This is a genomic window from Methylosinus sp. (genome assembly GCF_036560965.1).
In the GTDB taxonomy this organism is placed as follows: domain Bacteria; phylum Pseudomonadota; class Alphaproteobacteria; order Rhizobiales; family Beijerinckiaceae; genus Methylosinus.
The window spans coordinates 25288-46766 of sequence record NZ_DATBQF010000004.1 but is presented as its reverse complement, the minus strand read 5'-3'; the positions used below and the strand labels follow the sequence as shown (position 1 = coordinate 46766).

Below are 21479 nucleotides of genomic sequence, written 5' to 3'. Positions count from 1 at the left end.
CTCGGGACCGATGCGTCACTGGATTCCTTCGCTCGATTTCGCGCTCGGCGAAACCGCCGACATGTTGCGTGACCACGTCGAGGCTTTCGCGGCGCGCGAGATCGCGCCGCGCGCCGCGACGATCGATCGCGACAACGAGTTCCCCGCCGATCTCTGGCTCGAGATGGGCGCGCTCGGCCTGCTCGGCGTCACCGTCGAGGAAGATTATGGCGGCGTCGGCCTCGGCTATCTCGAGCATGTCGTCATCATGGAGGAGCTGAGCCGCGCTTCCGCTTCCGTCGGCCTCTCCTATGGCGCCCATTCCAATCTCTGCGTGAATCAGCTGCGTCGCAACGGAACGCGCGAGCAGAAGCGGCGCTATCTGCCCAAGCTCGTTACCGGCGAGGCTATCGGCGCGCTGGCCATGTCCGAGCCGGACGCCGGCTCGGATGTGGTGAACATGTCGATGCGCGCCGAAAAGCGGGGCGATCGCTATGTGCTGAACGGCCACAAAATGTGGGTGACCAACGGCCCCGACGCCGATGTCGTCATCGTCTACGGCAAGACCGACCCCGGCGCCGGCGCGCATGGCATAACGGCGTTCATCGTCGAGAAGGCGTTCAAGGGATTCGCGCGCGCGCAAAAGCTCGACAAGCTCGGGATGCGCGGCTCCAACACATGCGAATTGCTGTTTGCCGATTGCGAAGTGCCGGAAGAAAATGTGCTGGGCCTGCCCGAGCGCGGCGTCAATGTGCTGATGAGCGGTCTCGATTACGAGCGCGCCGTGCTCGCCGCCGGACCGATCGGCATCATGCGCGCCTGCATGGATATCGTCGTGCCCTATGTGCATGACCGCAAGCAGTTCGGCCATCCGATCGGCGAGTTCCAGATCATGCAGGCCAAGCTCGCCGACATGTATACGACGCTGAACGCCGCGCGCGCCTATGTCTATGCCGTCGCGCGCGCCTGCGATCGCGGCCGCACGACGCGCAAGGACGCCGCCGGCGCCATTCTCTTCGCCGCCGAGAGCGCGACGCGCATGGCGCTGGAGGCCATCCAATGCCTCGGCGGCAATGGCTATATCAATGATTATCCCACCGGCCGGCTGCTGCGCGACGCCAAGCTCTATGAGATCGGCGCCGGCACCAGCGAAATTCGTCGCATGCTGATCGGCCGCGAGCTCTATAGCGAGACTGCGTGATGGCGCGCGGCGGTCTTCGCCGCGACGAGAGAATTGACAATGCCGGTTCTAGAGACGCGATTGGATCTGAGCTCCGCCGAATTTGCGGCCAATGCGCTGGCGATGCGCGGGCTGGTCGCCGATCTGCGCGCCAAGGCGGCGCGGGTCACCGAGGGCGGCGGCGCCGTGGCGCGCGGGAAGCATATCGCGCGCGGCAAGATGACGGCGCGCGAGCGCATCGACGCGCTCGTCGATCCGATGTCGCCTTTCCTGGAGATCGGCCAATTCGCGGCTTTCGAAATATACGACGATGAGGCGCCATGCGCCGGCGTGGTCGCCGGCGTCGGACGCATTCACGGCCGCGCCTGCATGATCGTCGCCAATGATGCGACGGTGAAGGGCGGCGCCTATTTTCCGCTCACCGTGAAGAAGCATCTGCGCGCGCAGGAGATCGCCGCGCACAACTGCCTTCCCTGCCTCTATCTCGTCGATTCCGGCGGCGCCAATCTGCCGCGCCAGGACGAGGTGTTTCCGGATCGCGACCACTTCGGCCGCATCTTCTATAATCAAGCGCGCATGTCCGCGGCGGGCATAGCGCAGATCGCCGTCGTCATGGGCTCCTGCACCGCGGGCGGCGCCTATGTGCCGGCGATGTCGGACGAGTCGATCATCGTGCGCGACACCGGCACGATATTTCTCGCTGGACCGCCGCTCGTGCGCGCCGCGACCGGCGAGGTGGTGACGGCGGAAGAGCTCGGCGGCGCCGACGTGCATACGCGCCGTTCGGGCGTCGCCGATCATTATGCGGAAACCGACGCGCATGCGCTCGGCATTGCGCGCGCGATCGTCGCCGATCTCGGCGCGCCGCCGCGTCCATCATTGCAGCGTCGCGAGTCGCGCGAGCCGCTCTACGAGGCGATGGAGATTTATGGATTGGTCCCGGCCGATCGGCGCCGGCAATATGACGCGCGCGAGCTCGTCGCGCGGCTCGTCGACGCCAGCGAGTTCGACGAATTCAAGCAGCGCTATGGCGAGACGCTCGTCACCGGCTTCGCGCATATCTGCGGCTATCGCGTCGGCGTGCTCGCCAATAATGGGGTGTTGTTCGGCGAGAGCGCGCTCAAAGGCGCGCATTTCATCGAGCTCTGCGCGCAGCGCGACATTCCGCTGCTGTTCTTGCAGAACGTCACCGGCTTCATGGTCGGCCGCGACTATGAGGCGCGCGGCATCGCCAAGGACGGCGCGAAAATGGTGACGGCGGTGGCGACCGCCGCCGTGCCGAAATTCACCGTCATCGTCGGCGGCAGCTTCGGCGCCGGCAATTATGCGATGTGCGGCCGCGCCTATGGTCCGCGCTTTCTGTGGAGCTGGCCCAATGCGCGCATCTCCGTCATGGGCGGGGAGCAGGCGGCGGAGGTTCTCGCGCATGTGCGCGGCGAGAGCTATATCGCAAAGGAGCGCAGCTGGACCGAGGCGCAGCATGACGCTTATCGAGCGCAAATACGCGAGCAATATGAGCGGCAGGGCAATCCCTATTATGCGAGCGCGCGTCTTTGGGACGATGGCGTCATCGATCCGGCGGACACGCGCCGCGTGCTTGCGCTCTCGCTCGCCGCGGCCTCCAACGCGCCTCTCGAAGCGACGCGCTTCGGCCTGTTCCGCATGTGAGGCGCTCATGTCATTCATCGCATCATCGCTCGATTCCCGCGGGGTCGCGACTCTCGTTCTCTCGCGGCCGGAACGACGCAATGCGCTCGATCAGGCGATGGTGAGCGAGCTCACCGATGCGCTGCGTCACGCCGCGAGCGATGCGCAGACGCGTCTGCTCGTGCTCGCCGGCGCCGGCGCGGCCTTTTGCGCCGGCGGCGACATCGACTGGATGAGGCGCGTCGCGGCCGAGACGCCCGAGGCCAATGAGCGCGACGCTCTCCTGCTCGCCGAATTGATGCGCGCGCTCGACACTCTGCCCAAGCCGACGATCGCGCGCGTGCATGGCGCGGCCTATGGCGGCGGCGTCGGGCTCGTCGCCTGCTGCGATATCGTTCTCGCCGCCGATACGGCGAGCTTCTGCCTCAGCGAGGTGAAGATCGGCCTCACGCCTTCGATCATCGGCCCCTATGTCCAGCGCGCGATCGGCGCGCGTCAGGCGCGCCGCTATTTCCTCACCGCGGAAGTTATTTCCGTCGCTCATGCGCGCGAGCTCGGCCTCGTTCACGAGATCGCGCTCGCCGAAGAGCTCGACGTCCGAGTCGCGCGCATGGTGGAGGCGCTGCTCGCCGGCGCGCCCGGAGCGCAGGCGGAGGCCAAGGCTTCGACCGCGATCTTCGCCGATCATCCGATCGACGAGTCGCTCATGCGAGAGACGGCGAAGCGCATCGCCGCGCGGCGCGCCTCCGCGGAAGGAAAGGAAGGCCTCGCCGCCTTCCTCGAGAAGCGCCCGCCGTCCTGGCGACGAGATCGGAACGGCGACGATGTTTCGTAAGATTCTCATCGCCAATCGCGGCGAGATCGCCTGCCGCGTGATCGCGACGGCGAAGCGCATGGGCGTCGTCGTCGTCGCCGTCTATTCGGATGTCGACGCGCGCGCGCGTCATGTCGCGCTCGCCGATGAAGCCTATCCGCTGGGCGCGGCGCCGGCGCGGGAAAGCTATCTCTCGATCGACAAGCTCATCGCCATTGCGCGGCGGGCGGGCGTCGAGGCCGTGCATCCGGGCTATGGCTTTCTGTCGGAGAACGCGCTCTTCGCCGAGCGCTGCGCGGAGGCCGGCCTCGTCTTCATCGGGCCGACGCCGCAGGCCATGCGCCTGATGGGATCGAAAGCGGAGGCGCGCGCCGCGATGGAGCGCGCAGGGGTTCCGATCGTGCCGGGCTTTCACGGCGCGCAGGATGCGGACAGTCTCGTCGAGGCGGCGACGCGCATCGGCTTTCCCGTTCTCGTCAAAGCCTCGGCGGGCGGCGGTGGAAAAGGCATGCGCCTCGTCGCGACGCCGAATGAATTGCGCGGCGCAATCGACAGCGCGCGACGCGAGGCGGCGTCCGCTTTCGGCGACGAATCGCTGCTGATCGAAAAGGCGCTCGACGATCCGCGTCACATCGAGGTGCAAATCTTCGGCGATGCGCATGGCGGTCTCGTCGCTTTCCCCGAGCGCGACTGCTCGATCCAGCGTCGACATCAGAAGGTCGTCGAGGAGACGCCGGCGCCGGGATTGTCGGCGGCGTTGCGGCGCGCGCTGCGCGAGGCGGCGCTCGTCGCGGGCCGCACGGTCTCTTATCTCGGCGCGGGGACGGTCGAATTTCTCGTCACCGGCGAGACTTTTTATTTTCTCGAGATGAACACGCGGCTGCAGGTGGAGCATCCGATCACGGAAATGGTCGCTGGACGCGATCTCGTCGAATGGCAATTGCGCGTCGCCGCCGATGAACCATTGCCCGCGAAGCAGGAGGAGATCGCATCGCATGGACATGCGATCGAAGCGCGGCTCTATGCGGAGGCGCCGGCGCGCGACTTTCTGCCCTCCGTCGGACGGCTCGACCATTGGCGCGTGCCGCCGGAGAGTCGGTCGCTTCGCGTCGAGACCGGCGTGCGCGAGGGCGATGCGGTCACGCCATTCTATGATCCTCTGCTCGCCAAGATCGTCGCGCATGGCGAGGATTGCGACGCCGCGCGCGCGCGCCTGGCCGCCGCCTTGCGTGAGTGCGAGATTGTCGGCGTCGAAACCAATCTGCTCTTGCTGCGCGCCATTCTCGAGAGCGAATCCTATGGGGCGGAGCGGATCGATACGCGATTTCTGCCGCGTCATCTCGATTTGATCCTCGCCGGGAGCGATGCGCCGGACGAAGCGCATGAGACGATCATTCTCGCGGCGGGCGCTGCGGCCTGGCTCGCCAGCCTGCGCGCCGAATGCGCGGACGGGACGCCGTGGGATGCGAGCGACGCATGGCGCCTCAATGGCGCGGCGCGGCAAAAGCTCTGCCTACGCCTCGGCGATCGCGTCATTTGCCTCGCGCTCGCGCCTCTGCCGAAAGGCGCGTTTCGTTTGGAGAGGGCGACGGCGCTGCATCACGTCGAATTCGAGACGCGCGCGCGCCGCATGAGCTTGCGCATCGACGGCGTCGAGCGAAAGCTCTCGTTCGTCGCGCGCAAGGGAGGCTTCGTCATCATTGTCGACGGACGAAACCACGCGCTCGCGCTCGTCGATCCGCTCGCGCCGCCGCATGCGCGAAGCGAAGGAGACGCAGCGCTCGCGGCGCCGCTGCCGGCGCGCGTCACCGGGCTTTTCGCGAGCGTCGGCGAGAGCGTAAAGAAAGGCGCGCCGCTCGTCATGCTCGAGGCGATGAAGATGGAGATCGCATTGTCGGCGCCGCGCGACGGACGCATATCGGAGATTCGTCGGGCGGTCGGCGATATGGTGAAGCAAGGCGAGCGGCTGATCGTCTTCGCGGAGGGAGAGGCGGCATGAGCATTCCGCAGCGCGTGCGCATCGTCGAGGTCGGTCCGCGCGACGGCTTGCAGAACGAAAGCGTCCTGCTCCCCGTGGAGATCAAGGCGGCGCTGATCGAGAAGCTCGCGGCGGCGGGGCTCCGCGACATAGAGGCGGGAAGCTTCGTCTCGGCGAAGCGCGTGCCGCAAATGGCCGACACGAAAGCCGTGCTGGCGCGGTTGCGGCCGCCGCCGCATGTTCATTTGTCCGCGTTGATTCCCAATCGGCGCGGGCTCGAGGACGCGCTCGCCGGCGGCTTGCGCGGCGTCGCCGTCTTCGCTGCGGCGACGGAGACGTTTTCGAAAGAAAATATCGGCTGCTCGATCGCCGAGAGCCTCGCGCGCTACGCCCCGCTCGTCGAGGCGGCGGTCGGCGCAGGTCTCGATGTGCGCGGCTATGTGTCCTGCGCGCTCGGCTGCCCGTTCGAAGGAGAGGTCGCGCCGCGCGCCGTCGCCGATCTCGCGCGCGATCTCGCCGCGCTCGGCTGCGGCGAGATTTCGCTCGGCGATACCATCGGCGTCGGCGCGCCCTTGCAGGCCCGCAGGCTCGTCGAGGCGGTCGGGCGCGATGTTCCGGTGGCGCAGATCGCGGTGCATTTTCACGACACTTATGGTCAGGCGCTGGCCAATATATTCGCGACGCTCGAAATGGGCGTCGGCGTCGTCGACGCTTCGGTCGCCGGCCTCGGCGGTTGTCCTTTCGCGCCGGGGGCCGGCGGCAATGTCGCGACGGAGGATGTCGTCTATATGTTGGAGCATTCGGGAATCGAGACCGGCGTCGATCTCGCCGCGCTGATCGACGCCGGCGTTTTCATCTGCGAACGGCTCGGACGCGAGAGCCGGAGCCGCGCGGCGCGCGCGCTGCTCGCCCAGCGCAGGAGGGTCCCTGGCGCATGAGCGAGATTCTCGTTTCCCGCACGCGCGCTGTCGGCTCCATCGCGCTCGATCGTCCAAAAGCGCTGAACAGCCTCACGCTCGAGATGATCCGCGACTTCGCGCGCGCGCTCGATTGCTTCGGCGCCGACCGGCAGATCGTCGCCGTGGTCGTGACGGGGGAGGGGGCGCGCGGCTTTTGCGCCGGCGGCGACATACGCGCGCTCTATGAGCTGCGCGGCGGGGATCGCGCGCTCTACGAGACCTTCTGGCGTGAAGAATATGAATTGAACGCGCGCATCGCCGGCTTTCCGAAACCCTATGTCGTCGTGATGGACGGGATCGTCATGGGCGGCGGCGTCGGCCTGTCCGCGCATGGCAATTTTCGCATCGTGACGGAGCGCACGCGCCTCGCCATGCCGGAGACCGGCATCGGCTTCATTCCCGATGTCGGAGGCTCGTTTCTGCTCACGCGCAATGGCGGCGTCGGCCGCTATATGGCGCTCTCCGGCGCGGTGGTCGGGCCGCATGACGCGATCTTCGCGGGCCTCGCCGATGTTCTCGTCGACTCCGCATCGCTTGCCGAGCTGCTCGCGCTGCTGCGCGACATCGACGATGCGGCGGAGGTGAGGGGGCTGCTCGCGCGCTTCGCGAAATCGACGGGCTTCGGCGCTTTGTCGCGTCACGAATCCTTGCTGCGCCGGGTGATGGCGCATTCGAGCGTCGAACGCGTCATCGCCGCGCTCGAGGCGGACGGTTCGGATTTCGCGCGCGAGGCGGCGGCGACGATCGGCGCGCGCTCGCCGACGAGCCTGAAGCTCACGCTGCAGCTGCTGCGTCGCGCGGCCGAGGCGGACAATCTCCAGGCCTGTCTGCGCCAGGAGTTTCGCACCGCTTGCAATCTGCTCGCGACGCATGATCTCTACGAGGGCATTCGCGCCGCCGTCATCGACAAGGACCGTGCGCCGCATTGGTCGCCGGCGACGCTCGCGGAGGTGGACGACGCTTCGGTGAAGGCGCTGCTCGACGGCGGCGCGGAGCCGAAGCTCGAGTTTCGGGCCTGGACATGAATGCGTCAGAACCCTTCGATCCGGTCGTCATCATCGGCGCCGCTCGCACGCCGATCGGCGGCCTGCTCGGCGAGCTGAAGAGCGTCGCGGCGCCGCGGCTCGGCGCGGCCGCGATTCGCGCGGCGGTCGCGCGCGCCGACGCTCCCACCGATCAGATCGACGATGTGCTGATGGGCTGCGTGCTCTCTGCCGGTCAAGGCCAGGCGCCGGCGCGGCAGGCGTCGCTCGCCGCGGGCCTGCCGGAGGCGGCCGGCTGCGTGACGATCAACAAAATGTGCGGCTCCGGCATGAAGGCGATTCAGCTCGCGAATGATCAATTGCTCGCCGGCAGCGCGCACGCCATCGTCGCCGGGGGCATGGAGAGCATGAGCAAGGCGCCCTATCTGCTCGAGCGCGCGCGCGATGGCTATCGCATGGGCCATCAGACGCTCGTCGATCACATGTTTCTCGACGGGCTCGAGGACGCCTATGACAAGGGCCGGCTGATGGGCGATTTCGCCGAGGATTGCGCGACGACCCATCAATTCACGCGTCAGATGCAGGATGATTATGCGATGGCGTCGCTGCTGCGCGCGCAGCAGGCGGCGCGTGAGGGCGCGTTCGATTGGGAAATCACCCCTGTCGAGACGCAGGACCGCAAAGCGAGAGCGACGATCGCGCGCGACGAATTGCCGGCGAAGGCGACGATCGATGCGATCGGCAAATTGAAGCCGGCGTTTCGCGAAGGCGGCACGGTGACGGCGGCCAATTCCAGCGCCATCTCCGACGGCGCCGCCGCGCTGGTGCTGATGCGGCGTGGCCGCGCCGAGCGCGCAGGGCTGGCGCCGCTGGCGGTCATTCGCGCCCATGCGACGCATGCCGGGCCGCCCAATCTGTTTCCGACGGCGCCCATCTCGGCGATGCGCAAGCTCGCGGAGCGCGTCGGCTGGCCGCTCGCGAGCGTCGATCTCTTCGAGATCAACGAGGCCTTCGCCGTCGTCGTCCTGGCGGCGATGCGCGAGCTCGATCTACCGCGCGACAAGGTGAATGTGCATGGCGGCGCCTGCGCGCTCGGCCATCCGATCGGCGCCTCGGGCGCGCGCATCGTCGTGACGCTGCTGGCGGCGCTGCGCAAATATGGGCTGCGCCGCGGCGTCGCCGCGCTCTGCATCGGCGGCGGCGAGGCGACGGCGTTGGCGATCGAGATCGTGAGCTAGCGCCAGCGCTGCGTCGCCATCATCTTGCGCAGCCGCTCCTGCACCAGAGCCGTGGCCGCGTCGCGCAGCGACAGGCGTTGGGCGACGGCGCGCGCGATGATCTCCTGCATATTGCGGGAAATCTTCTCTTCGATCGCCGCGAAGGCGGCTTTCTCGTCGCCGCCGGCGTATTCCACGGAGGCGCAGATGACGCCGCCGGCGTTGGCGATGAAATCCGGCGCGCTGACGATGCCGCGCTCGAACATCATTCGTTCGGCCTCGGCCGTCGCCGGAATATTGGCGCCTTGCACCACGAGCCTGCATTGCAGCCGGCCCACATTATCGGCGCGCAGCACGTCCGGCCGCGCGGCGGGAATGAAGATGTCGCAAGCGGCGGACAGCAGCGCGTCGGGCGCCAGCGCTGCTCCGCGGCCATGGCTCGCGACGCTGCGGCCGTCTCGACGCGTCTGCGCCAGCGCGTCTATGTCGAGGCCGGCGGCGTCGTAGATCGCGCCGCGGCTGTCCGAGGCGCCGACGAGGATCGCGCCTTTGCGCGCCAGAAATCGCGCCGCATGGCGGCCCACCGCGCCGAAGCCCTCGACGACGACGCGCGCGCCGTCGAGCGTCAATCCGGCGAAAGGCGCGGCGGCCTCGGCCGCAATGGCGACGCCGAAGCCTGTGGCGCCGATCTCGTCGAGCGGTATGCCGCCGATCTCGGCCGGCAGTCCGACGGCGCGGCCGATCTCGTCATGCACATAGGCCATGCATGTCTCATTCGTGCCCATGTCCGGGCCGGGGATGTAATCGGTCAAGGGCTCGATCGCTTTGGCGAAGGCGCGAATGAGCTGCTCCTTCTCCTGCGGCGGCATGAACGGATCGCCGAAGATGACGGATTTGCCGCCGCCGTGGCGCAGGCCGCAGGCGGCGTTCTTCAGCGTCATGGCGCGGGCGAGGCGGAAGCATTCTTCGACGCTGACGTCGGGCGCCATGCGCACGCCGCCTATGGCGGGGCCGGCGGCGACATTGTCGATGACGACGATCGCCTCGAGTCCGACGCCCGGCGTGCTCACATAGACGATCTTCGCCGGGCCGAATTCGTCGACGAAGGGGAAAGCGTCGGATTTGAACGCCGCGGACATGCATCAGGAACTGGGCGCGACGGCGCGCGCATTCAAGCGTGGGCGGCGTCTCGTAGAAAAAAAATCCCTCGACGCCAAAAAAATCCCCCGAGGCGATGAAAAGCGCGATGCGGCGCCTTACCTCACTCTGACGAAGCTCGAGGCAGGCCCGATGAGCATTGGCGTCTCCTTCCAGATCGACTTTCTTCGTTTTCTCTCTGCGGATGGCGCGCTCGACCCATCGACGCCGCGCGAGGCGATAGAGGCGGAGCGCGTGCTCGGCCTCTATCGCGCGATGGCGCGCACGCGCGCTTATGACGGCAAGGCCATCGCTCTGCAGCGCACCGGCAAGCTCGGCACTTTCGCGTCGGCGCTGGGACAGGAGGCGATCGGCGTCGGCGTCGGCTCGGCCATGCGCAGCGAGGATGTGCTCGCGCCCTCTTATCGCGACCATGGCGCGCAATTGCTGCGTGGCATGACCATGGTGGAAAATCTCCTCTATTGGGGCGGCGACGAGCGCGGCAGCGACTATGCCGTTCCGCGCTGCGATTTTCCGATCTGCGTTCCTGTCGGCACGCAGGTCGCGCATGCGGCGGGCGCGGCCTACGCCTTCAAGCTGCGCGACGAGAAGCGCGTCGCCGTGGCGATCCTCGGCGACGGCGGCGCCTCGACGGGCGATTTCTATTCGGCCTTGAACATGGCCGGCGTCTGGCGCATTCCGCTCGTCGTCGTCATCAACAATAATCAATGGGCGATCTCGACGCCGCGCGCGCTCGAATCGGCGACGGCGACGCTCGCGCAAAAGGCCGTCGCGGCCGGCGTCGAGGGACGTCAGGTCGACGGCAACGACGCCATCGCCATGCGTCACATCACGAGCCTCGCTATCGAGAAGGCGCGCGACGGCGGCGGTCCGACGCTGATCGAGGCGTTGAGCTACAGGCTCGGCGATCATACGACGGCCGATGACGCGTCGCGCTATCGCGACGCGGAGATCGTTCGGCGCGAGGCGGAAAAGGAGCCGATCGGGCGGCTGCGCAAATATCTCCTCGCGCGCGGGCTGTGGAGCGAGGAGCAGGAGAAGCGCCTCGCGAAAGATTGCGCGGAGGAGGTCGAGCGCGCGGTCGCGGCCTATCTCGCGACGCCGGCGCAGAATTTTTCCGCCATGTTCGATCATCTCTTCGCGCGCCTGCCGCAATCGATGCGCGATCAATATGAGGAGGCGCGCCGCTTCGCGCCGAACGGAGGCGGCCATGACTGAGCTCACCCTCGTCGAGGCGGTCAATCGCGCGCTGGCGCATGCGCTGGAGCATGACCCCGCCGTGCTGCTGCTCGGCGAGGACATCGGCGTCAATGGCGGGGTGTTCCGCGCGACGCTCGGCTTGCAGCAGCGTTTCGGCTCGGCGCGCGTCATCGACACGCCGCTCGCCGAGGCGGCCATCGCCGGCGTCGCCGTCGGCATGGCGGCGATGGGGCTGAAGCCGGTGATGGAGATTCAATTCAGCGGCTTCATCTATCCGGCGATGGATCAGCTCATCAATCACGCCTCGCGCCTGCGCAATCGCACGCGCGGAAGGCTCACCTGCCCCATGGTGCTGCGCGCGCCCAACGGCGCCGGCATTCACGCGCCCGAGCATCATTCCGAAAGCCCGGAGGCCATGCTCGCGCATACGCCGGGACTTCGCGTCGTGATCCCGTCGTCGCCGTCGCGCGCCTATGGCCTGCTGCTCGCCGCCATTCGCGATCCCGATCCGGTGGTCTTCCTCGAGCCGACGCGACTCTATCGCCTGTTCAAGCAAGAGGTGATCGACGATGGCGAGAGCCTGCCGCTCGACACATGCTTCGTCTCGCGCGAGGGGCGCGACGTCACGCTCGTCGCCTGGGGCGGCATGCTGCACGAGGCGCTGGCGGCGGCCGATCGTCTCGCGGAAGAGGGCGTCGATTGCGAGGTCGTCGATGTCGCGACGCTGAAGCCGCTCGATGCGGAGACGATATTGCGCTCGGTCGAGAAGACCGGCCGCTGCGTCATCGTGCAGGAGGCTGCGCGCACGGCGGGCTTCGGCGCCGAGATCGCGGCGATCATCGCCGAGCGCGGGCTCTACTCTCTGCAAGCGCCGGTCGCGCGCGTGACCGGTTATGACGTCGTGACGCCGCTGGCGCGGCTCGAGGGTCAATATCTGCCCGGCGTCGCGCGCATCGCCGACGCCGCGCGCAAGACGATGGAGGCGGCATGAGCGTCTTCAAGCTTCCCGATCTCGGCGAGGGTCTGCAAGAGGCCGAGCTGGTGCAATGGCATGTCGCGCCCGGCGAGGAGGTCGCCGTCGATCAGCCGCTCGTCTCCGTCGAGACGGCCAAGGCCGTCGTCGAAATTCCGTCGCCGCAAGCCGGGCGCATCGAGAAGCTGTTTGCGCAGGCCGGCGAGATCATCCGCATCGGCGGCCCGCTCATCGCTTTCGTCGGCGAAGGCGAGGCGACGCCGAACGCGGCGAGAGAGGATAAGGGAACCGTCGTCGGCGCCATGGAGACGAGCGGCCGCGTGCTGCAGGAGGGCGCCGCGGCGCTCGGGCGCAACGGCTCCGGCCTGCGCGCGACGCCGGCGGTGCGCGCGCTGGCGCGGCGGCTCGATGTCGATCTCATGATCGTGACGCCCTCGGGCGCCGATGGCGTCATCACCGCGAGCGATGTGCAGCGCGTGGCGCGCATATTGTCGGAGGCCGAGCCGGCCGAGCCGCTGCGTGGCTTTCGTCGCGCGATGGCGCAGAATATGGCGCTGGCCCAGGCCGAGGTCGCCGCGGCGACCGTCGTCGACGACGCCGACATAGAGGCATGGCCGCCGGGAACGGATACGACGCTGCGCCTCGTCCGCGCGCTCGTCGCCGGCTGCCGCGTCGAGCCGGGGCTCAACGCCTGGTTCGAATCCCACGCGCTGGCGCGGCGCGTGCTCGCCAAGATCGATCTCGGGATCGCCGTCGACTCGGCCGAGGGCGGGCTGTTCGTGCCCGTGCTGCGCAATGTCGCCGAGCGCGATCCGGCCGATCTGCGCGCCGGGCTGGACAAGATGCGCGGCGATATCGAGTCGCGCCGCATTCCGCCGGAGGAATTGCGCGGCGCGACCATCACCCTCTCCAATTTCGGCATGATCGCGGGGCGCTACGCCGCGCCCATCGTGCTGCCGCCGACGGTCGCCATTCTGGGCGCTGGCCGCATTCGCCGCGCCATCGTCGCCGATGACGAGGGCCGGCCGGTCGCGCGGCGCATGGCGCCGCTGAGCCTCACCTTCGATCATCGCGTCGTCACCGGCGGCGAGGCGGCGCGCTTCCTTCGCGCCGTCATCGACGACCTCGGCCGCCCCGATTGAGCGCTTGAAGGCGGAGCCGCCGACGCCATATCCGCCGCTCATCGTTCCAAAGGCCGGGGGGCGAGCGGGAAGGGGCGCATCATGTCGACGCGGCGCATCTCTCACATTCCCGATTGGAGCTGCCTCGCCATCGCGGCGATCCTGCTGCTCGCGCCCTGGATCGTCCATTACACGAGCTGGATGGCGACGCTGGCGACGAGCTTCACGGCGGTCATTCTCGTCCTGCTCTCGGCGGCCGCTTTCGCCGAGCTCGACGACAGCGAGACGCCGGAATATTTCATCATCGGAATCTGGCTGCTGGTCTCACCCTGGCTTCTCGGCTTCTGGCCGGATTCGCGGGCGCTTCTCGTTCATCTGCTGGTCGGCGGCGCGCTCGTGGCCTATGCCGCCTGGGTGATCTGGGGCGGAGCCGCCGCCCGCCGCTGAGCCGGCCGCTGGCAAACCGTCACGTCTCGGGCGGCGTCGCCGTCGCCGTGTCGCGACGGAAAATAGATAGAATTTGAATATATTTATAGCAACTACTGCCAATTAATCAGTAGAGTTTTCTATTGTTTCGCGAAAGACTGCGGAATCGCCTCGCGTGGCCGTCGCCCGGGCTCACCGATAATAAGTTGAAATATAATGATTATCGTCATAAGCGAGACGCCGTCGCGCGGCGCATAAGTACATGTCCTAATTTTGGATTCGGCCGGTGACAAGTATTGACGGACCAGCGCGGCCTTCCGCGATCCGGCCAACCAGGGAGATTGGGTGCATATGACCTCGATCGATCAATTTTATCTCCGTGCTCAATCGATCAATTTGAAGCGTTTCTTTCAGCTTCAGGTTTTTGCCGGTCCCCGAACCGCTTTGCCGATCCCTTAGTCCATTCCCGACAGCGCGGCGGCGCTCGCCGTCGGCTGATCGCCTCCTCGATCGAACGATAACGAGTTTGCGTAACGCGTAAGGAGCCCCTCATGATTACCGTGTCGCAATGCGCCGCCCAGGCGGGCCTGGCTTCCAACGAGCTGGTTCTGGGGACTGTCCCCTCTTTCGAGCATGACGCGCTCCTCGAGAGCTATCTGCTCAACGGCCATCGCGGCCTCGGCGCGGTGCGCGCCATGATCGTCGCCGATCTGCGCGCCTTTCTCGATCTCGGCGTTACGGCGCGCGCCGCCGATCTGCTGATCGTGCTCCGCTTGCTGCTCACCACCCGTCCCGAGGCCGCGCTCGCGCCGCAGCCGGCCGCCGAGACCGAGATGGGCTTCGAGGCCGCGCTGCTCGGCCATTATTTCGAGGCTCGCCGGAGCCGCGCCGACACGGGCGGGGCTCTGCGCGAGCCGGGCGTGGTGCTGTCCTTCGCCCGTGAGGGCAAGTCGTCCTCTGCGCGCGAGAGCGAGGGCCGCCGTTCCGAGCGTCGCGCGACGAGGGGCGAGACGCCGGAATCCCTTTGTGGCGGCGATCCGATCATCGCCCGCTTCGGCTCGCGCGCGACCTATCTGCGGGGCGAGCGCTGAACCCTCGCCAGTCTCCAGACGAGCAACGCCCCGGGCCCCGCTGGTCCGGGGCTATTGCCATTCGGCGCGCCGCATAGGATCATCCCGGCCCGACAGCGCCTGTCGAGGCGCAGAACCTCCGGGTGGTCGGACCCGTTTCTCGATGCGACCGAACGGCTTTTTCGATTTCGATTTTTCGGGCGACGGTCTCTCCGGGCCTCGGAACGGCGGAGCGCGCCCATGACGAGCGCGCCGGCCATCGTTCATGTCATCGACGATGACGCCGCCGTCCGCGATTCCCTCAGGCTTCTGTTGCAGACCGAAGATTTCGACGTGCGCGCCCATGCGTCGGCGCGCGATTTCCTGTCCAGCGTCGAGCCGAGCGAGATCGGCTGCGTCGTCACCGATGTGCGCATGCCGGGCGTCACCGGCCTCGAGCTGCTCGCCGAGATCAAGGCGCGGCGGATCGACATGCCGGTCATCGTCATCACCGCCCATGCCGATGTGGCGCTCGCGGTGCAGGCGATGAAGGCCGGCGCCGTCGATCTCCTGGAAAAGCCCTTCGACGGCGACGCGCTGCTCGGCTCCGTGCGTCAGGCTCTGGACCTTCGCGTCGAGGGCGCGGGCGGCCGTTCCGAGGCGTCGGCGGCGCGCGATCGCCTGGCCAGCCTCACCTCGCGGGAGCGCGAGGTGCTGGTCGGCGTGCTCGAGGGTCGGCCCAATAAGATCATCGCTCACGAGCTGGGCATCAGCGTGCGCACGGTGGAGGCCCATCGCGCCCGGCTGATGGTGAAGATGCGCGCCAAGAGCCTTTCGGAGCTGGTGCGCATATCGGTGCTCGTCCCGCGCGCCGCCTCGTTCTGAGAGGCGCCTTGCACCGCCGCTCCGCCGATATGGACGAGGCCAGGCGCGTGCTGCGCGCGCGTTTCGGGCATGACGCCTTCCTGCCGGGACAGGAGGCGGTCGTCGCCGCTCTGCTCGACGGGCGCGACGCGCTCGCCGTCATGCCCACCGGCGCGGGCAAGTCGCTGCTCTATCAATTGCCGGCGGCGATGGGTGTGGCGCCGGTCGTCGTCGTCTCGCCGCTCATCTCGCTGATGCGCGATCAATTGCGCAGCCTGGAGCGTTCGGGCGTCGCCGCGGTCGCGCTCCATTCGGGCCAGAGCGAGGACGAATACGCCGAAGCCGTCGCCGCCATCGCGGGCCGGCGGGCGCGGCTCGTCTATCTCGCGCCGGAGCGTCTCGCCGGCGACGGGACGGTCGAGCTTCTGCGCGCCGCCGGGGTCGCGCTGCTCGCGGTGGACGAGGCGCATTGCGTCTCGCATTGGGGTCACGCGTTTCGCCCCGACTACGCCCGGCTGGGGGAGATCGCCGCGCGGCTCGGCGCGCCGGTGCTCGCGGTGACGGCGACGGCCGGACCGCGCACGCGCGCCGACATCATCGCCAGCCTGTTCACGCGCGAGCCGGCGGTTTTCGTCTCCTCTTTCGCGCGGCCCAATCTGCGCCTGTCTTTCGTTCCCCGCGGCGATGCGCTGGGGCGGCTGACGCGCTTCCTGCGCCGGCGGACCGGACAGAGCGGCGTCGTCTATGTGAGGTCTCGCCGCAAGGCCGACGATATGGCGGCGACTTTGCGCCGGCTCGGCTTCGACGCGCTCGCCTATCACGCCGGCCTCGACGCGGCGACGCGCGGCGCCCATCAGGACGCTTTTTTCGCCCGCGCCGGCGTCGTGATGGTGGCGACCATCGCGTTCGGCATGGGCGTCGACAAGAAAGACGTGCGCTTCGTCGTCCACGCCGATCCGCCGGATTCGATCGAGGCCTATTATCAGGAGATCGGCCGCGCCGGCCGCGACGGGCTGCCGGCCGAGGCTCTCGCTCTGTTCGATCCGCGCGAGCTCGCCGGCCGCTTCGGCGTCGCGCCGACGCCGGACGATCCCGTCGCCGCCGGCGAGACGGAGCGCCGACGCGCCATGGCGCGGCTCTGCCTCACGCCCTCCTGCCGTTTTCAAGCGCTGCTGCGCGCCTTCGGCGAGGCCAGCGACCGCTGCGGGGCCTGCGACAATTGCCGCGGCGGCCTGCTGGCTCTGCCGCGCCGCGCCGGCCTCTTGGCGCTCGGCTGGCGCGTCGCGGTTCTCGCGCGCTTTGCCGGCGCGAGCGCCGAGGGCGTGGACGAGGACGTCGGCGAGCCGCAGGCCGCGCCGCGCCCGGCCATGGCGCCGGACGTTTCCGCACGGCCGCAGGAGGAGCGGCTCAGCGTCGCCGAGGAGCGGCTCTATCGCCGATTGCTGCTGTTGCGGCTGGACATCGCGAAACGCCGCTGTCTCGCCCCCCGCGCGGTGGCGAGCGACGCCGCGCTGCGGCGCCTCGCGATCACGCGAGCGCTCGACGGCGAGAGCGTGATCGCGGCGGAGGCGTTTTTGCGCGCGGTCGCCGAGGCGTGAGACTCAGGGGAGGGGCCTGTCCGGGGACCGGTCCGCTACCCTTCTTCCTCCGCCTCCTGCGCCGGACGGGCGCGGCGCCTCTTCAGCTCGAGCAGCCGCGTCGAGGCGCGGTCGGCCCTTTCGCGCGCCGCCTCGCCGGTCGGTTGCAGCAGCTTGCGATATTCGTCGCGCTTCTCGTGGATCGAGGCGATCACATAGCCCATCGGCACGCCGACATCGACGAGCACGGTCTCGGCGAGCTGCAGGCTCGCCTCGATCGTCTCCGGTATCGCGTCGCTCGCGCCGAGCTCGTAGAGATGCGTCGCGTGCCAGGAGTCGCGGGCGCGCGCCACAATGGTCAGATCGGCGCGCTCCTGATGCGCGAGCCGCACGACCTCCTGCGCCGCCTGCGGATTTTCCACCGTCACCACCAGCGCGCGCGCCTGGGCGACGCCGAGGCGCATGAGGAATTCGCGCCGCATGCAATTGCCCCAGCAGATATCGACGCCCTTGTCGCGCGTCGCGGCGACGAGCTTCACATCATTGTCGACGGCGACGAAGGGAATGTCGTGGCGGCTCAGCATATCGCCGATCAGCGCGCCGACGCGCCCATAGCCGACGATGACCACTTTGCCGGCGGCGATCTCGCCTTCCGGCGCGAGATGGCCGAATTCGGCCTCGTCGTCCTGCAGGCGGCGGCCCGGATTGACCCATTCGCCGAGCCGCGCCAGCGCAGGCAGGACGAATAGGCCGAGCGTGACGGCGAGCATGGCGTCGGCGCCGAGATTCTTGGGCAGCACGCCGGAGGCGATGGCCGCGCCGACGAGAATAAAGGCGAATTCGCCGCCCGGCGCGAGCAGCAGCGCCACTTCCGCCGCTATGCGTCCGCGCAGCCGAAAGGCGCGGCCGAGCAGGAAGACGATGAGCGTCTTGCTCGCGATGACGCCGACGGCGATGACCAGCACCTGCGGCAAATCCTCGATCACGCGGTCGAAATCGAGCCCGGCGCCGACCGAGACGAAGAACAGGCCGAGCAGCAGGCCCTTGAAGGGCTCGATCGTCACCTCGATCTCGCGGCGGAACTCGGTTTCGGCGAGCAGCAGCCCGGCGATGAAGGCGCCGAGCCCCATCGAAAATCCCGCCGCCGCGCTGGCGACGCCGGCGCCGATGATGACGAGAAGGCTCGCCGCCGTGAACAGCTCGATCGATTGCGCCGCGGCGACCAGATGGAACAGCGGCCGCAGCAGCAGCCGGCCGCCGACGATGAGCGCGGCCATCGCCGCCAGCGCCGGCAGAAAGGCGAGCAGCGCCTTCAGCCCCTCGCTCTGCGCCTGCGGATCGGAGAGGAAGGAGATGAGGAACAACAGCGGCGCGACCATCAGATCTTGCAGCAGCAGCACCGAGAAGGCGGCGCGTCCGGCGGCGCGGGTGAGACGCCGGCGCTCGGCGAGCAAGGGGATGACGATCGCCGTGGAGGACATCGCCAGCGCGGCGCCGAGCAGCGTCGCCGGCGCCGGGCCGAGCCCGGCCCAGAACACGCCGGCCGCCGCCAGCGCCCCGCCGCAGAGAAGGACCTGCGACAGGCCCAGCCCGAAAACCAGCAGCCGCATGCGCGCCAGGCGCTCCCACGACAGCTCGAGGCCGATCATGAACAGCAGGAAGACGAGGCCGAATTCGGCGATTTTGGCGACGCCCTCGAGATCGCTCAGCGCGATGGCGGAGAGGAATTCATGGCGCTCCGCGAGCTTGCCGAGGCCGAAGGGACCGAGCGCCGCGCCCGCCAGCAGAAAGCCGAGAATGGGGCTGACGCGCAGCCGATGAAACAAGGGAGCGACGACTCCCGCCGTCCCCAGAAACAGCAGAGCCTCGCGATATTCGCCCCACTGAAACGCCGCAGTCCCCGACATCGCTATCCTTTCCCGCTGATCCGATTCGGGTTTCAGCATAAGGGAGCGGCGCGCCGGTTACGAAGCCTGTTTCTATCGATTCTCCCGTCTCCCCTCGCGAGGGGAGACGGAGACGCGCGTTGGTCACATCCCCTTGCGCGGATCGTAGGGCTTGGCCGTGCGCCATTTCTGCGCGAAGGCCTCGAGCTCGGCGTCCGCGCCCTCGGGCAGCGCGACCCGCAGCGTCACATAGAGGTCGCCGGCCGGCTTGCCGTCGACGGCGGGCAGGCCCTTGCCGCGCAGCCGCAGCACGCGACCGCTATTGGAGCCCGCCGGAATGGTGAGCTCCACCTGGCCGCCCAGCGTCGGCGACGCCACCTTGGCGCCCAGAACCGCCTCATAGAAGGCGATCGGCAGGTCGAGCTTCAGATCGCGGCCGGAGATGGAAAAGAGCGGGTCCGGCGCGATCTTGATCGTGACGATGGCGTCGCCGGGCTCGCCGCCGGGCGGGGCGGCGTGGCCCTGGCCGCGCAGGCGGATCTGCTTGCCATCCTCTATGCCGACCGGAATATTCACCTCGAGCGTGCGGCCGGTGGGCAGGAAGACGCGGGAGGCGCCGCCCTTCACCGCCTCGGCCAGCGAGATCGTCACCTGCAGGGCGACATCCTCGCCGCGTCGGGGCGCGCGAGCGCCGCGGCGCGCTCCCGCTCCGGCGCCGAAGAGATCGGAGAAGAGGTCCGAGGGGTCGAAGCCCGCCCGGCCGCCGCCGCCGGGGGCGTCGCCGCCGAAATGAAACTCGAAATGCTCGGCCCCGCCCGGGCCGCCCGGCCCGCCGCGCTGTCCGCGCGGGTAGCCGCCGGGCCCGGCGCCGAAACCCTCGAAGCCGGAATAGCGAGGCTTGCCCTCGGCGTCGATCTCGCCGCGGTCGAATTGCCCCTTCTTCTTCTCGTCGCCGAGAATCTCATAGGCGGAGTTGGCCTCGGAGAATTTCTCCTTGGCTTTGGGGTCGTTCTTGTTCTGGTCGGGATGATATTTTTTCGCGAGTTGGCGGAACGCCTTCTTGATCTCGGGGGCGCTCGCCGTCTTGGCGACGCCCAGGACGTCATATGGATCGCGCATTTTTCTCAAAAGCCCATCGGCGCGTCCGCCTCGTGTGGCGCGGACGCTCATGTCTGACCTGTCTATTTGGGAGAAGAGGCGCCATCGCGCAAGGACGCGTCGAAGTTCGGATTTCTGGAGCGCCATCCGATCCAGCAGGATCCGGCGCTCAGGCTTTCTCCCGTCGGATCGGAAAGCGCTCTAAGCCTTGCGCCAGGGGCGGATGTCGATCAGCGCCCAATCGGCGGATTTGTCGCGGCAGGCCGTGCCCTGAAGCTGCTCGTGGCTGTCCTTCGTCCCGACTTCCGCCAAAAAGGCGCGGCACACCTTGCCCTCGGACGGATAGGGCTGGCCGACCGGCGTGAAGGAGCCGCGGGCATGGCTCTCGGGATTATCCCAATTGACGCTCGCGCCGGCGCCCTGAGGATCGAGCGCGACGCCCAGCGCCGCGCTGGCGCGCCGCCAGTCCTCCTGGTCCAGCGCATTCGAGAGCGTCGGCGTCGATCTGTGCGGAATGGAGCCGGTCACATCGTCACTGACATTTTTCCAGGCGGGCGCCGGCTCGCCGCCGGGAATGGCGAAGGAGCAGCCGGCCAGCGACGCCGCCGTGAGCGCGGCCGCGAGCAGGCGCGCGGCGGCGAGACCGATTTGAGAAGCGGCCGCGGCGGCGTTATGTGTGTCTCGCAGATCGTGCAAAGCGCTGCCTTACCACCATGACCACCGCCCTCGTTTCGGCGGCAGCTGAGGATTTTCTCGTGAAGGGGTTAAAACAGAGTGACTTCTGCGAGGCCGGCGAGCCCTACGCATTGTTCGGCGACTGGTTCGAAGAGGCGAAATCCCACGAGCCCGACGGTCCCGAAGCGATGGCGCTGTCCACGGTGGACGAATCCGGCATGCCGGATTCCCGCATGGTGCTGATGAAGGATTGGGGCGAATCCGGCTTCACCTTCTATACCAACGCCGAGAGCGCCAAAGGCCGCGAGCTCGCGGCCACGATGAAGGCGGCGGCGCTTTTCCACTGGAAATCTCTGCGCCGTCAGGTGCGGCTGCGCGGCCCCGTCGAGCTCGTTTCGGAGGCCGAGGCCGACGCCTATTTCGCCAGTCGGCCGCGCGACAGCCGCATCGGCGCCTGGGCGAGCCGCCAGTCGCAGCCGCTCGAGAGCCGTTTCGCGCTCGAGAAGGCGGTCGCTGTTCAGGCCGCGCGCTTCGGGCTCGGCGAGGTGCCGCGGCCGGCGCATTGGCGCGGCTACCGTATTGTTCCGACGGCCATCGAGTTCTGGGCGGATCGGCCGTTCCGCCTGCATGATCGCGTGCGATTTTCGCGCGACGGCGCCGGCTGGGCGAAAGCGCGGCTCTATCCCTGACGGTAA

Annotated in this window: 19 protein-coding genes; 15 read left to right on the top strand and 4 right to left on the bottom strand. The window is 68.3% G+C overall.

Annotated elements, in window-relative coordinates; all coding sequences use genetic code 11:
• Positions 1–10: 10 nt before the first annotated feature.
• The 7 genes from VIF40_RS00410 to VIF40_RS00380 are packed head-to-tail and all read left to right on the top strand — an operon-like array spanning position 11 to position 8778.
• A complete protein-coding gene (locus VIF40_RS00410) occupies positions 11–1180 on the top strand; it encodes an isovaleryl-CoA dehydrogenase (RefSeq protein ID WP_331935536.1) in 1170 nt (389 codons plus the stop codon).
• A 39-nt stretch (positions 1181–1219) separates the two neighbouring features.
• On the top strand, positions 1220–2827 hold the full coding sequence (locus VIF40_RS00405) for a carboxyl transferase domain-containing protein (protein ID WP_331935535.1): 1608 nt from the start codon (positions 1220–1222) through the stop codon (positions 2825–2827).
• Between the two features lie 7 nt (positions 2828–2834).
• Positions 2835–3641, top strand: coding sequence for an enoyl-CoA hydratase-related protein (locus VIF40_RS00400; protein WP_331935534.1), 807 nt, complete (start codon positions 2835–2837; stop codon positions 3639–3641).
• Positions 3631–5619 (top strand): acetyl/propionyl/methylcrotonyl-CoA carboxylase subunit alpha, encoded by a 1989-nt coding sequence (locus VIF40_RS00395; protein ID WP_331935533.1) that lies wholly within the window; start codon positions 3631–3633, stop codon positions 5617–5619. Before VIF40_RS00400 ends, VIF40_RS00395 begins: the two co-directional genes overlap by 11 nt.
• Positions 5616–6536 carry a hydroxymethylglutaryl-CoA lyase gene (locus VIF40_RS00390; RefSeq protein ID WP_331935532.1) on the top strand — a complete coding sequence of 307 codons (921 nt, stop codon included), beginning with the start codon at positions 5616–5618 and terminating at the stop codon, positions 6534–6536. The genes VIF40_RS00395 and VIF40_RS00390 overlap by 4 nt, the downstream gene beginning before the upstream one ends.
• Positions 6533–7582, top strand: coding sequence for an enoyl-CoA hydratase/isomerase family protein (locus VIF40_RS00385; protein WP_331935531.1), 1050 nt, complete (start codon positions 6533–6535; stop codon positions 7580–7582). Before VIF40_RS00390 ends, VIF40_RS00385 begins: the two co-directional genes overlap by 4 nt.
• Positions 7579–8778 (top strand): acetyl-CoA C-acyltransferase, encoded by a 1200-nt coding sequence (locus tag VIF40_RS00380; protein WP_331935530.1) that lies wholly within the window; start codon positions 7579–7581, stop codon positions 8776–8778. Before VIF40_RS00385 ends, VIF40_RS00380 begins: the two co-directional genes overlap by 4 nt.
• Here the strand turns inward: VIF40_RS00380 and VIF40_RS00375 are convergent.
• Entirely contained in the window at positions 8775–9896 is a 1122-nt protein-coding gene (locus VIF40_RS00375; protein WP_331935529.1) for a Glu/Leu/Phe/Val dehydrogenase, read from the bottom strand. The genes VIF40_RS00380 and VIF40_RS00375 overlap by 4 nt on opposite strands.
• 151 nt (positions 9897–10047) lie before the next feature.
• Between VIF40_RS00375 and pdhA the strand changes: the two genes are divergently transcribed.
• From pdhA to VIF40_RS00340, 7 genes are all read left to right on the top strand, one after another.
• Entirely contained in the window at positions 10048–11133 is a 1086-nt protein-coding gene (gene pdhA / locus VIF40_RS00370) for a pyruvate dehydrogenase (acetyl-transferring) E1 component subunit alpha (protein ID WP_331935528.1), read from the top strand.
• Positions 11126–12106, top strand: a complete 981-nt coding sequence (locus VIF40_RS00365; protein ID WP_331935527.1) for an alpha-ketoacid dehydrogenase subunit beta — start codon at positions 11126–11128, stop codon at positions 12104–12106. Before pdhA ends, VIF40_RS00365 begins: the two co-directional genes overlap by 8 nt.
• On the top strand, positions 12103–13230 hold the full coding sequence (locus VIF40_RS00360; protein WP_331935526.1) for a dihydrolipoamide acetyltransferase family protein: 1128 nt from the start codon (positions 12103–12105) through the stop codon (positions 13228–13230). The genes VIF40_RS00365 and VIF40_RS00360 overlap by 4 nt, the downstream gene beginning before the upstream one ends.
• An 81-nt stretch (positions 13231–13311) precedes the next feature.
• Entirely contained in the window at positions 13312–13656 is a 345-nt protein-coding gene (locus VIF40_RS00355; protein WP_331935525.1) for an SPW repeat protein, read from the top strand.
• A 530-nt stretch (positions 13657–14186) separates the two neighbouring features.
• Positions 14187–14726, top strand: a complete 540-nt coding sequence (locus VIF40_RS00350; RefSeq protein ID WP_331935524.1) for a hypothetical protein — start codon at positions 14187–14189, stop codon at positions 14724–14726.
• Positions 14727–14945: 219 nt separating this feature from the next.
• Positions 14946–15569: a response regulator FixJ gene (fixJ, locus tag VIF40_RS00345; RefSeq protein WP_331935523.1), complete on the top strand. Its 624-nt coding sequence runs from the start codon at positions 14946–14948 to the stop codon at positions 15567–15569.
• A gap of 8 nt (positions 15570–15577) precedes the next feature.
• Positions 15578–17146: an ATP-dependent DNA helicase RecQ gene (locus VIF40_RS00340; RefSeq protein WP_331935522.1), complete on the top strand. Its 1569-nt coding sequence runs from the start codon at positions 15578–15580 to the stop codon at positions 17144–17146.
• Between the two features lie 35 nt (positions 17147–17181).
• On the opposite strand, the gene VIF40_RS00335 is transcribed toward VIF40_RS00340, so the two are convergent.
• From VIF40_RS00335 to VIF40_RS00325, 3 genes are all read right to left on the bottom strand, one after another.
• The gene (locus VIF40_RS00335) at positions 17182–19032 is read right to left on the bottom strand and encodes a cation:proton antiporter (protein WP_331935521.1); all 1851 of its coding nucleotides are present in this window, start codon (positions 19030–19032) and stop codon (positions 17182–17184) included.
• Positions 19033–19155: 123 nt separating this feature from the next.
• Positions 19156–20130 (bottom strand): J domain-containing protein, encoded by a 975-nt coding sequence (locus VIF40_RS00330; RefSeq protein WP_331935520.1) that lies wholly within the window; start codon positions 20128–20130, stop codon positions 19156–19158.
• A gap of 180 nt (positions 20131–20310) precedes the next feature.
• The gene (locus tag VIF40_RS00325) at positions 20311–20805 is read right to left on the bottom strand and encodes an RT0821/Lpp0805 family surface protein (protein WP_331935519.1); all 495 of its coding nucleotides are present in this window, start codon (positions 20803–20805) and stop codon (positions 20311–20313) included.
• A gap of 59 nt (positions 20806–20864) precedes the next feature.
• Between VIF40_RS00325 and pdxH the strand changes: the two genes are divergently transcribed.
• Positions 20865–21473: a pyridoxamine 5'-phosphate oxidase gene (gene pdxH, locus VIF40_RS00320; protein WP_331935518.1), complete on the top strand. Its 609-nt coding sequence runs from the start codon at positions 20865–20867 to the stop codon at positions 21471–21473.
• The last annotated feature ends 6 nt before the right edge of the window (positions 21474–21479 follow it).